This window comes from Microbacterium sp. OR16 (assembly GCF_047306725.1).
In the GTDB taxonomy this organism is placed as follows: domain Bacteria; phylum Actinomycetota; class Actinomycetes; order Actinomycetales; family Microbacteriaceae; genus Microbacterium.
Window position 1 is genome coordinate 1,664,516 of sequence record NZ_JAZEXK010000001.1, and the last position, 13,385, is coordinate 1,677,900.

Here is a 13,385-nt window from a genome sequence, read left to right on the forward strand (position 1 = left end):
GCCTAGCGACGCCCGGCATCCCGGCCCGTCGCCCGATCGGACGACTCGACCGAGGGGTCGCGCCCGAGGAGGGCGAGGAGGGCGGCGGCCTCCGCAGGCAGTAGCGCGGGGTCGTCGTCGACGACGAACTCGAGCAGGGCGTCACGCGGCGGCGCCGGCTGCGCCGACGCCGTGGCGAAGAGCGGATGCCAGAGGGTCGCCCGCTCAGCGAGACGCAGGCGCGTGTCGAACGGCCACCACGAGAACACGTGCACGGCGCTGGTGTGCGCCGCGACCTGCTCGTACTCGGCGAGTGCGACCTCATCCGGGGCGTCCACACTGGGCTGCCAGTACGTCGAGAGCCCCGGCACGTCGGCCAGCAGCCGCAGGGTGGCGGCCGGGGTGTCGGCGAGCGTGCGACGGTGGAACTCGAGCGCCAGCGCTATGCCGCACTCCGACGCCTCGGCGACGGCATCCCTCAGCCTGGCGACGATCTGCGCGTAGTGCTGCGGACTCGCTTCGGCCGAACCCGTCCTCCCGGCCCAGATGCGCACCCGGTCGGCGGCCAGCGCGGTGGCGCTGTCGAGGATCGGCGTGAGCGCCTCATCGGCTTCCGCTCTGAAATAGGAGCCGTACGAGCACACCGCAAGACCGGCATCCGTCGTCGCCGCCGCGACCTCGGCCGCTCGCTCGGCATCGCCCGGCGGCACGTGCACGTCGCCGCCCCACTCGATCACCTCGAGGCCGGCGGAAGCCGCCCGGGCGACGACCTCCTCCGCGGCGAGCTGACGGAAGGTCACCGAGCACAGTCCCGGTCTGATCATGCGCGCCTCCCCGACGATGCCGACATCCCTACGAAATCACATCGAACGATCACAGGTACGGCGAGACGGTCGCCGCGAACGACTCCGCGGTGCGCGCGACGACCTTCTCGGGCGCATCCGACCAGATGTCGACATTGAAGATCTCCACCTCGATGTCACGGTCGTAGCCGGTCTCGACGACCGCGCGGGTGAGCGAGGCGAAGTCGATGATCCCGTCGCCCATGTAGTGCCGCGAGAGCAGCACGTCGGCGGGGAACGGCGTCTTCCAGTCGCACACCTGGTACGTCGAGATGCGTCCCTCACGCCCGGCTCGGGCGATCTGCCCCAGCACCTGCGGATCCCACCAGATGTGGAAGGTGTCGACCGCGGCTCCGACCACGTCGGCGTCGAAGTCGCCCGCGATGTCGAGCGCCTGGCCGAGCGTGGTCACCACGCAGCGGTCCGATCCGAACATCGGATGCAGGGGCTCGATCGCCAGGGTGACCCCGGCGCTCTGCGCGTACGGGGCGAGCGAGCCGATGGCATCCCGCACCCGCTCGCGCGCGCCGGTCAGGTCTCGCGATCCCTCGGGCAGGCCGCCCGCGACGAGCACGAGCACGGCGGTCGATCCGTCGGCTCCGGCGGCGGCCAGGGCCGCTGTCTCGTCGATCGCCCGACGGTTGTCGTCGAGGGCGGCGTCGCGATCCGGCCCGGCAGGGAGTGTGAAGAACCCGCCACGGCAGTGCGTCGAGAAGCGCAGGCCCGAGTCGGCGAGCATCTTCGTCGCCGTGTCGAGGCCGACCTCGTTCACGGGCTCGCGCCACAGACCGATGGACTGCACGCCGGCGTCCGTCGTCACCCGCAGGGCGGTGGCGAGATCGGCGTACTTGATGGTCGCCTGATTGATCGACAGGCGGGGGTCGGCGGACACATGTCGGCGCGAATCACGGATGCCGGGGGAAACCACGGCATCCGGACCGACATCCGTGTTCTGCGCCGACATCTGTGCGGAGTCCGCGGCGCTCACAGCTCGAATCCGTTCAGCGTCAGCATCCCGTGCCAGCGTTCGCGGGCCAGCTCGGGATTCTCGAGGGCGAGCGAGGCGTTGGCCAGCTCGACGATGCGCGAGAGGTGCGGCAGGCTGCGGGCGGAGTGCAGCCCTCCGACCATCTGGAACGCGGGCTGGTGGCCGTTCAGCCACGACAGGAACGCAACCCCGGTCTTGTAGTAGAACGTCGGCGCGGCGAAGATCTGGCGGCTGAGCTCTTCGGTGGGACCGAGAATGCGGCGATAGGCCGCGTCATCGCCGGCGTCGAGCGCCTGGATCGCTGCGGAGGCGACCGGGGTGATGGCGGCGAAGGCGCCCAGCAGCGCGTCGGAGTAGGAACGCCGCCCCACCTGCGAGTCGCCGATCAGCGAGACGTAGTTGAAGTCGTCGCCGGTGAACATCCGCACGCCCTCGGGCAGGCGCTCGCGCACCGAGATCTCGCTCTCCGCGTCGAGCAGGCTCATCTTCACGCCGGCGATCTTCGCCGGGTTCTCGTTGATGATGTCGAGCAGCACCTCGGCCGCTTCGGGCCACTCGGTCGATCCGAAGTACCCCTCCAGTTCGGGGTCGAACGCCGTGCCCAGCCAGTGCAGCACGACTGGGGTGGTGGCGCGCTCGAGCACAGTCCGGTACACCCGACGGTAGTCGTCGGCCGACTCGGCGACGCGGGCGAGGTGGCGGGATGCCATGAGCACCGGCCCCGCGCCCTGCTGCTCGGTGTATTCGAGCTGAGAGATGTAGGCGTCGATGACCTGCTGTAGGGAGATGTGCGTCTCGTCGACGTGGTCGGTGTTCACCCCGACCACGACCGAGCCGCCTTCTTCGCGCGCCACCTCGGCGCTGCGGGCGATCAGCTCGCGCGTCGCGGCCGCGTCGAGGCCCATGTTGCGCTGAGCGGTGTCCATGGCATCCGCCACGCCCAGCCCCCATGAGTAGACATTGCGGCGGAACGCGAGCGTGGCGTCCCAGTCGATGTCGGCCGGGCGGCCGGGGGTGTTGTCGCCGTGCACCTTCGGCACGACGTGGGCCGCCGCGTACGCGACGCGGGAGCGCAGCGGTGCGATCGGGCGCGCGTACGCACCCGAGTCGTTGAGAGCGGTCTCGGAGAGCGCTCCGGATGCCGAGAGCAGGCGCAGCGTGCTCACAGCGACAGCTTCTCGATGGCGACCTTGCGGCCCTCGGCGCTCGAGGTCAGCCCCGCCTCGGCGAACTGCACACCGCGAGCACCCGCGAGCAGGTCGAACGGGTACTCCGTGCCCAGCACGTAGGAGGCGAGGTACTCCTCCCACTGCTGACGGAACCCGTTGAGGAACACGTCGTTCGTGGGCACGTTCTGCCAGTCGGCGTCGTAGTCGTGAGTGTCTTCGAGGTCGGGGTTCCAGACCGGCTTCGGGGTGGCGTTGCGCGGCTGGATCTTGCAGCCGAACAGTCCGACCACGGCCGAGCCATGTGTGCCGTCGACCTGGAATTCGACGAGCTCGTCGCGGTTCACGCGCACGGTCCACGACGAGTTGATCTCGGCGATCACGCCGCCCGCGAGCTCGAAGATGCCGTACGCGGCATCCTCGGCCGTGGCGGTGTAGTGCTCGCCCTTCTCGTCCCAGCGGTCGGCGATGTGCACGGCGGCCTGGGCGTAGACGCTCTTGACCTCGCCGAAGAGGTTCTCGAGCACGTAGTTCCAGTGCGGGAACATGTCGGTGATGATGCCGCCGCCGTCTTCGGTGCGGTAGTTCCAGCTCGGCCGCTGCGCGGGCTGCCAGTCTCCCTCGAACACCCAGTAGCCGAACTCGCCGCGCACCGACAGGATGCGGCCGAAGAAGCCGGAGTCGATCAGGCGCTTGAGCTTCTGCAGGCCGGGCAGGTACAGCTTGTCGTGCACGACTCCGGTCTTCACGCCGGCGCCCTCGGCGAGCTTCGCGAGTTCGAGAGCTTCCTCGAGCGACTCGGCGGTGGGCTTCTCGGTGTAGATCGCCTTGCCCGCGGCGATGGCCTTGCGGATCGCGGTGGCGCGCGCCTTGGTCACGAGGAAGTCGGCGTAGATCTCCCACTGCGGGTCGGCGAGTGCCGCGTCGAGGTCGGTGGTGTAGTCATCGATGCCGTGCTTCGCGGCGAGCTCGGCGAGCTTGGCCTCGCTGCGGCCGACGAGCATCGGCTTGACGGTGACCTTCGATCCGTCAGGCAGTTCCACGCCGCCCTGGTCGCGGATCGCGAGGATCGAGCGCACCAGGTGCTGCCGGTAGCCCATGCGCCCGGAGACGCCGTTCATGATGATGCCGATCTCACGCACGTCGGTCATGGTGGTCCGTTCTGTCGAAGTCTGAATCTCGGCGGAGATGGCGTCCGAGAAAGAGTGGGTAAACGCTTTCCGACATAGAAGCACCTTCTCGACGTCACCGCAACCGGGCTCAGCCGGCGAGGCCGTCGAGCAGGTCGGCGAAGTGGTCGAGATCCTCGGCCGACCAGCGTCGCAGGCGCTCTCCGAGGCGGCTCTCATAGGCCGCCCGCGCGGCCGTGACGCGCTCCACCGCCAGAGGGGTGGCGACCAGGCGGCGTGCCCGCCGGTCATCGGCATCCCGGATGCTCTCGACCAGCCCGAGCTCGGTGAGACGACTGACCTGACGACTCACCGCCGATTTGTCGGTGTGCAGGCGCTCGATGATCTCGCCCGCGCTGCCGAGGCCGTTCACGATCGACACGAGCACCTGATACCCCAGCGGCTGCAGGTCGGGATGCACGGTCGCGGCGGCCTCGCGCCATCCGACGCGGATCCGCGCGAACAGCCGGCCGAGATCGCGTTCCACCCGATGAACGGCCGCGTCGAGTGCCGCGCCGTCGAGGGGCACCTCGGGGGCAGGCGGATCTGCCGGCGTTTCGCTCACATCGCCAGCCTAAACCGCGCCCCGTCGGCCGGCAGTCGCGGTGCAATCACCGTGCGAGGTCATCTGGGTACGCATCCGCGGACGGAACCGCGCACAACTGACCCCGCACGCGAGCGGGGGACGAGCCCGGCTCAGACCTCCGCGAGCAGGCGGAACGCCTTCGACGCGGCCTGCACCTCGTCCGGGGTCAGCTCGGCGAGCACCGCCCGCATGCGCTCGGCGTTCTCCGCCCGCAGCCGGGCGAGCGTCTCCTGCGCGCCGGCGGTCGCGGTGAGCACCCGCAGCCGGCCGTCGCGCTCGTCAGGGCGCGATTCGAGGAGGCCGAAGTCCTCGAGCATCCGGATCTGACGGCTCACCATCGACTTGTCCATCTCGAACAGCTCGGCCAGCTGGTGGGCGTTCGACCCGCCGGTGCGGGCGATGTACGACAGCAGCTTGTATCCCGAGGGCTGCAGATCGGGGTGCATCCGCGCCGCCGACTCCCGCCACAGCGTCTTCGCCCGCGCGAAGATCAGGTTCAGATGCCCCTGGAAGTCGGCGAGCGCGTCGTCGACGCTCTGCGTGTGCACCTCAGCGCACCTGCTCGCGCACGCGCCCGTCGTTCTCGACGACGCGGATGCTGCCGGTCGACCCGCCGACCTCGGCCTCGGCGACCTCGATCGCCGATCCCTCGGCCTGCTCGCGCAGCTGCTCGGCGGAGTTCTTCGTCGACAGCGGCTTGTTGCGGATGAAGGCGATCGCGATCACGCCGATCACCGCGAGCGGCACGGCGACGATGAACGCGTCGGCGATTCCCAGGCCGTAGGCCGACTCGACCACGCGACGGATGCTCTCGGGCAGCGACGACATGTCCGGCACGTTGCCCGAGCCGAGCGATCTCAGAGCGCTCACCTCTTCGGGCGACTTCGGCACGAATGTGCTGAGGTCGTCCTTGATGTACGAGCCGACGTTGGTGGCGAGGATCGAGCCCATGATCGTCACACCGATGGTGCCGGCGATGGTGCGGAAGAAGTTGACGCCCGAGGAGGCCGCGCCCAGCTGCCGCGGCGGGGTGTCGTTCTGCACGATCAGGGTGAGGTTCTGCATGACCATGCCGAGCCCGGCGCCCAGCACGAACATGTAGGTCGCGACGAGGATGAACGGGGTGTCCCAGCGCAGGGTCGACATCAGCGACACGCCGACGAGGGCGAGCACCGACCCCAGCATCATCCAGCCCTTCCACTTGCCGAAGCGGCTCACGAGCTGACCGATGATGATCGACGCTCCCATCTGGCCGATGATCATCGGGATCGTCATCAGGCCCGACTCGGTGGGCGTGGCGCCGCGGGCGAGCTGGAAGTACTGCGCGAGGAAGACCGAGGTGGCGAACATCGACACGCCGATCGCGATCGAGGCGATCACCGAGAGCGTGAAGGTGCGGTTCTTGAACAGCGACATCGGCACGATCGGCTCGGCGACGAAGAACTCGACGACGATGAACGCGACGATCACGACGGCTGCGCCGATGCCGAGCACGTAGCTGGTCGACGAGTCCCAGTCGAACTGCGAGCCGCCCATCGAGACCCAGATGAGCAGCGCGGAGACGCCGACGGCGAGCAGCACGATGCCGAGGTAGTCGATCGAGACTTTGATGTTCTGGGGCTTCGGCAGGTGCAGGGTGAGCTGCAGCAGCACGAGCGCGAGCACGGCGAAGGGCACGCCGACGAAGAAGTTCGCGCGCCAGCCCCACACGTCGGTGATGAATCCGCCCAGCAGCGGTCCGCCGATCGTGGCGAAGGCCATGATGCCGCCGACGACGCCCATGTACTTGCCGCGCTCGCGCGGCGAGATGATCAGGGCCACGGCCACCATGACCAGCGACATGAGTCCGCCGACGCCGATGCCCTGCACGACGCGCACGGCGATGAGCATGTTCGTGTCGGTGGAGAAGCCCGAGATCACGGTGCCGACGGTGAACAGCACGAGCGAGAGCTGCACGAGCACCTTGCGATCGAGCAGGTCGGCGAGCTTGCCCCAGATCGGGGTCGAGACGGCGGTGGCCAGCAGGCTGGCGGTGATGACCCAGGTGTACTGCGCCTGGGTGCCGCCGAGGTCGGCGATGATGACCGGCAGCGACGTCGAGACGACGGTGCCCGAGAGCACGGCGACGAACATGCCGACGATGAGGCCCGAGATGGCGGTGAAGACCTCACGCGCCGAGCGGGTGGTCGGCGCGTGAGAGGACGGAAGAGAGGTCAAAAGGTGCAGCTCCTGAAGATGGTTGATCTTTCTCAACCTTATCACGGATCGTTGACAGTCATCAACTATTGCTGGACATCAACTATTCCGGAGCGCCGAACGCTGCGTGCCGGTTAGGCTCGATGGGCGGCACCCGCCCCCCTCCCGTGCCGCCGGAAGGATGAGCTGTGGACGCTGGATGCTCATGCGGCTGCGGCACGCCCGCGCGGTCGGCCTTCGCGACGGTCTCGCTGCGTCCGGGCGCCGCCCCGACCGCGGGAGGGTCCCAGCACGCCGTGCCGCAGGTGGCCGTGCCGGCCGGGTCGTTCGTGATGGGCGATTCCTCTGGCGACCGCAACGCCGCCGACGGCGAGGTGCCCCTGCACCGCGTGACGCTCGATGCCTTCTCGATGGATGCCACGAGCGTGACCAACGACGACTTCGCACGCTTCGTGGACGACACCGGGTACCGCACCGAGGCCGAGGAGTTCGGCTTCTCGGCGGTGTTCCATCTCGCGCTCGCGGCCGACGAGGCCGACGTGCTGGGCCGGCCGCCGCAGACGCCATGGTGGATCGGCGTGCGCGGCGCCGACTGGCGGCATCCCGGCGGTCAGCGTTCGAGCATCGAGGGCATGGGCGATCACCCCGCGGTGCACATCAGCTGGAACGACGCCCAGGCGTACTGCGAATGGGCGGGACGCCGGCTGCCGACCGAGGCCGAGTGGGAGTACGCCGCTCGCGGCGGGCTCGAGCAGCGGAAGTACCCCTGGGGCGATGCCGAGGTCGACGAGGGCGGCTGGCGCACGAACATCTGGCAGGGCGAGTTCCCCCGGGCGAACACCCTCGAGGACGGCTGGCTGACCACCGCCCCGGTGCGCTCGTTCGAGCCCAACGGGTACGGGCTGTGGCAGATGGTCGGCAACGTGTGGGAGTGGGCGTCGGACTGGTTCTCGCCCGGGTACTACCGCGTCTCTCCCGAACACGCTCCGACCGGACCGGAACGCGGGCAGTCGCGCGTGCTGCGCGGCGGAAGCTACCTCTGCCACTCGTCGTACTGCAACCGCTACCGCAATTCGGCGCGCTCGCAGAACACGCCCGACTCCTCGATGGGCAACGCCGGGTTCCGCACCGTCGGCCTGTAGCGGGCGTCGCAGCGGGCGTCCGCCGTCAGATCGACACGGTCAGGACGGCGGCCAGCCCCAGCATCCCGACCGCCGCGACGCCGGTGGTGAGCGCGAGCAGAGCCCCCGCTCCGGCCGCACACGGCACGCGGTCGGACTCGACGTCGACCATGAATGCGTGGTGACGCCGCCGCGACACCCGCCAGAGGAGGGATGCCGCCACCAGGCCCACCATTCCAGGCAGCACCCACTGCGCGCCGCCGAGCCACAGCGGGAGCAGCCGCAGCGAGACCAGCGAGCCGACCGCGATCGACAGCGCGGTGCGCCGCCACGACAGCGAGGTGCGCTCGAGCTGCAGCCCGGCATCGAACGGCCCCGACCGCGACGAGCCGGCCGACGATCCGTCGGAGCGATCGCTCATCGCAGCACGGCGAGCAGCACGAGCACGCCCGAGGCGACCACCGCGACGGCGAGCACGATCCCCGTGGGAGGCTGCGGCAGGGGTCTGCCGAGGCGCATGGCGCGCTCCACCCGCGACCACTCCACCCAGGCGATGACCGGCAGCACGATGCCAGTGATGATGAGCACGAGCGAGGCGGCCAGCCGCAGCGGGGCGTACATGTCGAGCGCGAGGGCTTCGAGTGCGACGCCACCCGCGATCAGCGCCAGCGCGGTGCGGGTCCAGGCGAGGAAGGTGCGCTCGTTGGCGAGGGAGAAGCGCACGTCGGGCTCACTGCCCTGCCGGAACACCGAACGCGGGAAACGACGATCGGGCTGCGCACTCACCCGTTCAGGATACCGGCGTCGAAGCCCTCGCAATCCGCGCCGCGGAGTGGTGGAGTAGACGCATGCGCGCAGTCATCATGCACGGACCCGGCGACGTCCGGGTCGAGGATGTCCCGACCCCCGAGCTCGTCGAGCCGACCGATGCGATCATCCGCGTCGATGCCGCCTGCATCTGCGGCTCGGATCTGTGGCCCTACCGCGGCATCTCGCCGGTGAAGCGGCCGTCGCGGATGGGGCACGAGTACATCGGCGTCGTCGAGCGGATCGGGTCGGGGGTGCGCGACATCGAGGTCGGCGACTTCGTGGTCGGCTCGTTCATGGCATCCGACAACACCTGCGAGATCTGCCGGGCCGGCTACCAGTCGCGGTGCATCCACGTCGTCGGGATGGGCTCGATCGGCACGCAGGCCGAGTACGCCCGGATCCCCTGGGCCGACGGCACGCTCGTCAAGGTCACCGGGGAGATCACGCCCGAGCGTCGTCGCAGCCTGCTCGCCGCATCCGACGTGCTCGGCACGGGGTGGTTCGCGGCGGTCGCCGCCGAGGCCGGTCCCGGCAAGACGGTCGCGGTGGTCGGCGACGGGGCGGTCGGCCTGCTCGGCATCCTCGCGGCGTCGCAGCTTGGGGCCGAGCGCATCATCGCGATGTCGCGGCACGCCGACCGCCAGCAGCTCGCCCGTCGCTTCGGCGCGACCGACATCGTCGAGGCGCGAGGGGATGCCGGCGTCGCGGCGATCAAGGAGATGACGGGCGGCTACGGCGCTCACTCCACCATCGAGGCGGTCGGCACACAGGAGGCGATGCAGCAGGCCATCCGCTCCACCCGTGCCGGCGGCCATGTGGGGTTCGTCGGCGTCTCGCACGGGGTGAGCCTGGACGGGCAGGAGCTGTTCCTCTCGGGCATCCACCTGCACGGCGGGCCCGCACCGGTGCGCCACTTCCTGCCCGACCTGATCGAGCGGATCATGACCGATCAGATCGACCCGGGCGTCGTGTTCGATCAGACGCTGTCGATCGACGAAGCGGCAGAGGGCTATCGGGCGATGGACGAGCGCCGCGCCATCAAGGTGATGCTCGAGTTCTGAGTCGGGCCCGCGCTCGGGCGCGGGCTCAGGAGCTCGCGCGTCGGATGAGCGCAGGTTCGAGCAGCAGATCGGCGGGGCGCGCACCCTCGATCCACTCGACCAGGGCCGACACGGCGCGCTCGCCGAGCGCATCGAAGTCCTGCCGCACGGTGGTCAGGGGAGGCTGGAAGTTCGCGGCGTCGGCGATGTCGTCGAAGCCGATCACCGCGACGTCGTCGGGCACCCGGCGCCCGGACCCCGCGAGCGCGCGCAGCGCACCGAGGGCCATCTGATCGTTCGCGGCGAAGATCGCCGAGACCCCGGATGCCGGCATCCGCATCACCGCATCGAATCCGGATGCCGCGCTCCAGTCCCCCCGCACGAGGTCGGGCTGCTCGGCGCCGGCGTCGGCGAGCGCTTCACGCCAGCCCCGCTCTCGCTCCGCTGCTGCGAATGATCCGGCCGGCCCTGCCAGATGGCGCACCGTGCGGTGCCCTGCGGCCAGGAGGTGCTCGGTCGCCAGACGAGCGCCCGCGGCATGGTCCGTGCCGATCACGGTGAAACGGTCGTCGGGCGGCGAATCGACGACCACGAGGCGCAGGCCCGCCGAGGCGGCGTCTCGCGCCAGCGCCGTGGCCTCGTTCAGCACGACGGCGCCGTCGACGCCCTGATCGCGCAGCCGGTCGAAGGCATCGGCGATGTCGGCATCCGCGCCGAGGGTGAGCACGGTCAATGCGTAGCCGCGGGATGCCGCCGCATCGGCGACGGCCTGCAGCATGCGGGAGTTGCCCACCGTGGCGAGGGTCTGCGCGACGAGACCGAGCGTCTGGCTGCGGCCGGTGCGCAGCTCGCGCGCCGCGCGGTTGGGGCGGTAGCCGAGTTCGGCCATGGCCTGTTCGACGCGCGCCCGCGTCTCGGGGTCGACTCTCGGGCTGCCGTTCGCGACGCGGGAGACGGTCTGGCCCGACACACCGGCCCGCTGGGCGACCATCGCCATCGACACGCGTGCGGATGTCGGCATCCGGTCTCCCTCTCGAGTGGTCACAACTCCGGAGTGTTGACGTTACCACGCCTCGCGCGCTACCGTGTTGACGTGAACACGTCAGAATCTCCTGAGCTGCGCACGTCCGAACTCGGCGCCGGCGTCGTCAAGCGCTCCACCCGTCTCGCCGACGGCCGCGAGCTGTTCTACTACGACGACCCCGGCACGACCCTCGGCGCCGACCGGGCGGTCGATGCCCGCCCGCTCGACGCGCGGCCCGAGACCGCGACGATGCGCCAGGACATTCTCACCGGCGACTGGGTCAGCTTCGCCACAGCGCGTCAGAACCGCGTCATGATGCCGGGCGCCGACGCCGATCCGCTGGCTCCGCAGTCGCCGACGAATCCGTCCGAAGTGCCGGCGAACTACGATGTCGCGGTCTTCGAGAACCGCTCGCCCGCCTTCGGTCCGGCGCTGGCCGAGGCCGTCGGCGACGCGCCCGAAGCGCGCAACTCCCCGCGCGGACTCGACGATCTCGCCGAGCTGGGCCTCGGCCGCACCCGCACGAGCATCGGCCGCTGCGAAGTCGTGTGCTTCAGCCCCGACCACGAGGGATCGTTCGGCACCCAGTCGGTCACCCGCGCGCGCACGGTGATCGAGGCGTGGGCCGATCGCACAGCCGCTCTGTCGATGCTGCCCGGCATCCAGCAGGTGTTCCCGTTCGAGAATCGCGGCGAGGCGATCGGCGTCACACTGCCCCACCCGCATGGGCAGATCTACGCCTACCCGTACGTCACGCCGCGCACGCAGCGGCTGCTCGACAGCATCCGCCGCACCGCCCCTGATCTCATGACGCGCGTGCTCGACTCCGAGTGCGGCTCCGACCGCGTCGTGCTGCAGGGCGAGCACTGGACCGCCTTCGTGCCGTTCGCGGCCCGCTGGCCGCTCGAAGTGCAGCTCATGCCGCACCGCCACGCACCCGACTTCGCGTCGCTCACCGACGCCGAGCGCGACGAGCTCGCGCCGCTCTACCTGCGCCTGCTGCGCGGCGTGGATGCGCTCTACCCGACCCCCACGGCGTACATCGCCGGGTGGCACCAGGCCCCCGTGAACGTCGCCCGCGACACCGTGCGGATGCGTCTGGAGCTGACCAGCCCGCGCCGTGCCGCCGACAAGCTGAAGTTCCTCGCCGGCTCCGAGGCCGCCATGGGCGCCTGGACCGCGGAGATCCTTCCCGAGGTCGCGGCGGAGCGTCTGCGCGAGGCCATCGCGTCGGTTCCGGAGGTGACGGCATGAGCGCCCTCGTCGACGCGCGTGACCTTTTCACCCGGCTCACCGGACGCGATCCCGAGGGCATCTGGTCTGCCCCGGGGCGTGTGAACCTGATCGGAGAGCACACCGACTACAACGAGGGGTTCGTGCTGCCGTTCGCGATCCCGCATCGCACCTTCGCCGCCGCGAGCCTTCGCGACGACGATCGCATCCGGGTGGCATCGACCTTTGCGGCCGACCCGGTCGAGGTGGCGCTCCACGACCTCGACGCGCTGTTCCCGACGGCCACCGGTGCCGAACCTGCGGTGCCGGAATGGTCGGCGTACGTGCTCGGCGTCGCGTGGGCTCTGCAGCTCGCCGCACCCGAAACCGCGCTGCTCGGCGTCGACATCGCGATCGCGTCCGATGTGCCGGTCGGCGCGGGCCTGTCGTCGTCGGCGGCGATCGAGGGGTCGGTGGCGTCCGCCCTGAACGACCTCTGGAGCCTCGGGCTCGACCCGGTGACTCTCGCGCAAGTGGGCCGCCGCGCTGAGAACGAGGCTGTCGGGGCGCCCACCGGGATCATGGATCAGATGGCGTCGATGCTCGGCCGTGCCGACGCCGCGACGTTCATCGACTGCCGTTCGCTTGAGACCGAATCGGTGCCCACCGGGTTCACCGGCGAGGGGCTCGAAGTGCTCGTCATCGACACGCGGGTGTCCCACGCGCACTCCACCGGAGGGTACCGCGAGCGCCGTGACGCGTGCGAGCGCGGGGCGGCGCTGCTGGGCATCGCCACGCTGCGCGACGCGTCCGAAGCCGACCTGCCGCGTGCAGCCGAGTTGATGGACGACGTCACCTTCCGGCGAGTGCGCCACGTGATCACCGAGAATCAGCGCGTGCTCGACACCGTGCGGGTGCTCGGCGCAGACGGCCCGCGCGCGATCGGTGACCTGCTGGTCGCCTCGCACGCGTCGATGCGCGACGACTTCGAGATCTCGGTGCCCGAGCTCGACCTCGCCGTCGAGACGGCGCTCGCGCAGGGCGCGGTCGGAGCGCGGATGACCGGCGGCGGCTTCGGCGGCGCCGCGATCGCACTGGTCGAGCGCGACGCCGTCGACAGGATCACGGATGCAGTCACGAGGGCGTTCGCGGATGCCGGATTCGGCGCACCACACGTCTTCACCGTGCACCCCGCCGACGGACCCCGCCGCGACGCCTGACGCCCGGCGGCCCCGTTTTCCGTGCCGAACTG

General features: G+C 70.3%; 14 protein-coding genes. 4 read left to right on the forward strand and 10 right to left on the reverse strand.

Going from position 1 to position 13,385, the window contains the following annotated elements; genetic code table 11:
* Positions 1 to 2 precede the first annotated feature (2 nt).
* From V2S05_RS08200 to V2S05_RS08230, 7 genes are all read right to left on the reverse strand, one after another.
* Positions 3 to 803: a sugar phosphate isomerase/epimerase family protein gene (locus V2S05_RS08200; RefSeq protein WP_413634687.1), complete on the reverse strand. Its 801-nt coding sequence runs from the start codon at positions 801 to 803 to the stop codon at positions 3 to 5.
* Positions 804 to 852: 49 nt separating this feature from the next.
* Positions 853 to 1,713, reverse strand: coding sequence for a sugar phosphate isomerase/epimerase family protein (locus V2S05_RS08205; RefSeq protein ID WP_413635258.1), 861 nt, complete (start codon positions 1,711 to 1,713; stop codon positions 853 to 855).
* 92 nt (positions 1,714 to 1,805) lie between these two features.
* A complete protein-coding gene (locus tag V2S05_RS08210) occupies positions 1,806 to 2,975 on the reverse strand; it encodes a dihydrodipicolinate synthase family protein (protein ID WP_413634688.1) in 1,170 nt (389 codons plus the stop codon).
* Positions 2,972 to 4,126 carry a Gfo/Idh/MocA family protein gene (locus V2S05_RS08215; protein WP_413634689.1) on the reverse strand — a complete coding sequence of 385 codons (1,155 nt, stop codon included), beginning with the start codon at positions 4,124 to 4,126 and terminating at the stop codon, positions 2,972 to 2,974. Before V2S05_RS08215 ends, V2S05_RS08210 begins: the two co-directional genes overlap by 4 nt.
* Positions 4,127 to 4,235: 109 nt before the next feature.
* A complete protein-coding gene (locus tag V2S05_RS08220) occupies positions 4,236 to 4,709 on the reverse strand; it encodes a MarR family winged helix-turn-helix transcriptional regulator (protein ID WP_413634690.1) in 474 nt (157 codons plus the stop codon).
* A gap of 131 nt (positions 4,710 to 4,840) precedes the next feature.
* Positions 4,841 to 5,278 (reverse strand): MarR family winged helix-turn-helix transcriptional regulator, encoded by a 438-nt coding sequence (locus tag V2S05_RS08225; RefSeq protein WP_413634691.1) that lies wholly within the window; start codon positions 5,276 to 5,278, stop codon positions 4,841 to 4,843.
* Between the two features lies 1 nt (position 5,279).
* Positions 5,280 to 6,947: an MDR family MFS transporter gene (locus tag V2S05_RS08230; protein WP_413634692.1), complete on the reverse strand. Its 1,668-nt coding sequence runs from the start codon at positions 6,945 to 6,947 to the stop codon at positions 5,280 to 5,282.
* 167 nt (positions 6,948 to 7,114) lie between these two features.
* On the opposite strand from V2S05_RS08230, the gene V2S05_RS08235 reads away from it, so the two are divergent.
* Entirely contained in the window at positions 7,115 to 8,068 is a 954-nt protein-coding gene (locus V2S05_RS08235; protein WP_413634693.1) for a formylglycine-generating enzyme family protein, read from the forward strand.
* Positions 8,069 to 8,093: 25 nt separating this feature from the next.
* On the opposite strand, the gene V2S05_RS08240 is transcribed toward V2S05_RS08235, so the two are convergent.
* Both V2S05_RS08240 and V2S05_RS08245 read right to left on the reverse strand, forming a co-directional pair.
* On the reverse strand, positions 8,094 to 8,468 hold the full coding sequence (locus V2S05_RS08240; RefSeq protein WP_413634694.1) for a DUF202 domain-containing protein: 375 nt from the start codon (positions 8,466 to 8,468) through the stop codon (positions 8,094 to 8,096).
* Positions 8,465 to 8,833 carry a YidH family protein gene (locus tag V2S05_RS08245; RefSeq protein ID WP_271639357.1) on the reverse strand — a complete coding sequence of 123 codons (369 nt, stop codon included), beginning with the start codon at positions 8,831 to 8,833 and terminating at the stop codon, positions 8,465 to 8,467. Before V2S05_RS08245 ends, V2S05_RS08240 begins: the two co-directional genes overlap by 4 nt.
* A 62-nt stretch (positions 8,834 to 8,895) precedes the next feature.
* Between V2S05_RS08245 and V2S05_RS08250 the strand changes: the two genes are divergently transcribed.
* Positions 8,896 to 9,918, forward strand: coding sequence for a zinc-dependent alcohol dehydrogenase family protein (locus tag V2S05_RS08250; RefSeq protein WP_413634695.1), 1,023 nt, complete (start codon positions 8,896 to 8,898; stop codon positions 9,916 to 9,918).
* 25 nt (positions 9,919 to 9,943) lie between these two features.
* On the opposite strand, the gene V2S05_RS08255 is transcribed toward V2S05_RS08250, so the two are convergent.
* Positions 9,944 to 10,918, reverse strand: coding sequence for a LacI family DNA-binding transcriptional regulator (locus V2S05_RS08255; protein WP_413634696.1), 975 nt, complete (start codon positions 10,916 to 10,918; stop codon positions 9,944 to 9,946).
* Between the two features lie 72 nt (positions 10,919 to 10,990).
* Here V2S05_RS08255 and galT point away from each other — a divergent pair, with 72 nt between their 5' ends.
* Together galT and galK are read left to right on the forward strand one after the other, a co-directional pair.
* Positions 10,991 to 12,175: a galactose-1-phosphate uridylyltransferase gene (gene galT, locus V2S05_RS08260; protein WP_413634697.1), complete on the forward strand. Its 1,185-nt coding sequence runs from the start codon at positions 10,991 to 10,993 to the stop codon at positions 12,173 to 12,175.
* Positions 12,172 to 13,353 (forward strand): galactokinase, encoded by a 1,182-nt coding sequence (gene galK, locus V2S05_RS08265; protein ID WP_413634698.1) that lies wholly within the window; start codon positions 12,172 to 12,174, stop codon positions 13,351 to 13,353. Before galT ends, galK begins: the two co-directional genes overlap by 4 nt.
* The last annotated feature ends 32 nt before the right edge of the window (positions 13,354 to 13,385 follow it).

Coding starts and splice junctions, on each gene's coding strand:
- V2S05_RS08200 (WP_413634687.1), bottom strand. CDS start 803: ATGATCAGACCGGGACTGTGCTCGGTGACCTTCCGTCAGCTCGCCGCG.
- V2S05_RS08215 (WP_413634689.1), bottom strand. CDS start 4,126: ATGACCGACGTGCGTGAGATCGGCATCATCATGAACGGCGTCTCCGGG.
- V2S05_RS08240 (WP_413634694.1), bottom strand. CDS start 8,468: ATGAGCGATCGCTCCGACGGATCGTCGGCCGGCTCGTCGCGGTCGGGG.
- V2S05_RS08250 (WP_413634695.1), top strand. CDS start 8,896: ATGCGCGCAGTCATCATGCACGGACCCGGCGACGTCCGGGTCGAGGAT.
- V2S05_RS08255 (WP_413634696.1), bottom strand. CDS start 10,918: ATGCCGACATCCGCACGCGTGTCGATGGCGATGGTCGCCCAGCGGGCC.
- galK (WP_413634698.1), top strand. CDS start 12,172: ATGAGCGCCCTCGTCGACGCGCGTGACCTTTTCACCCGGCTCACCGGA.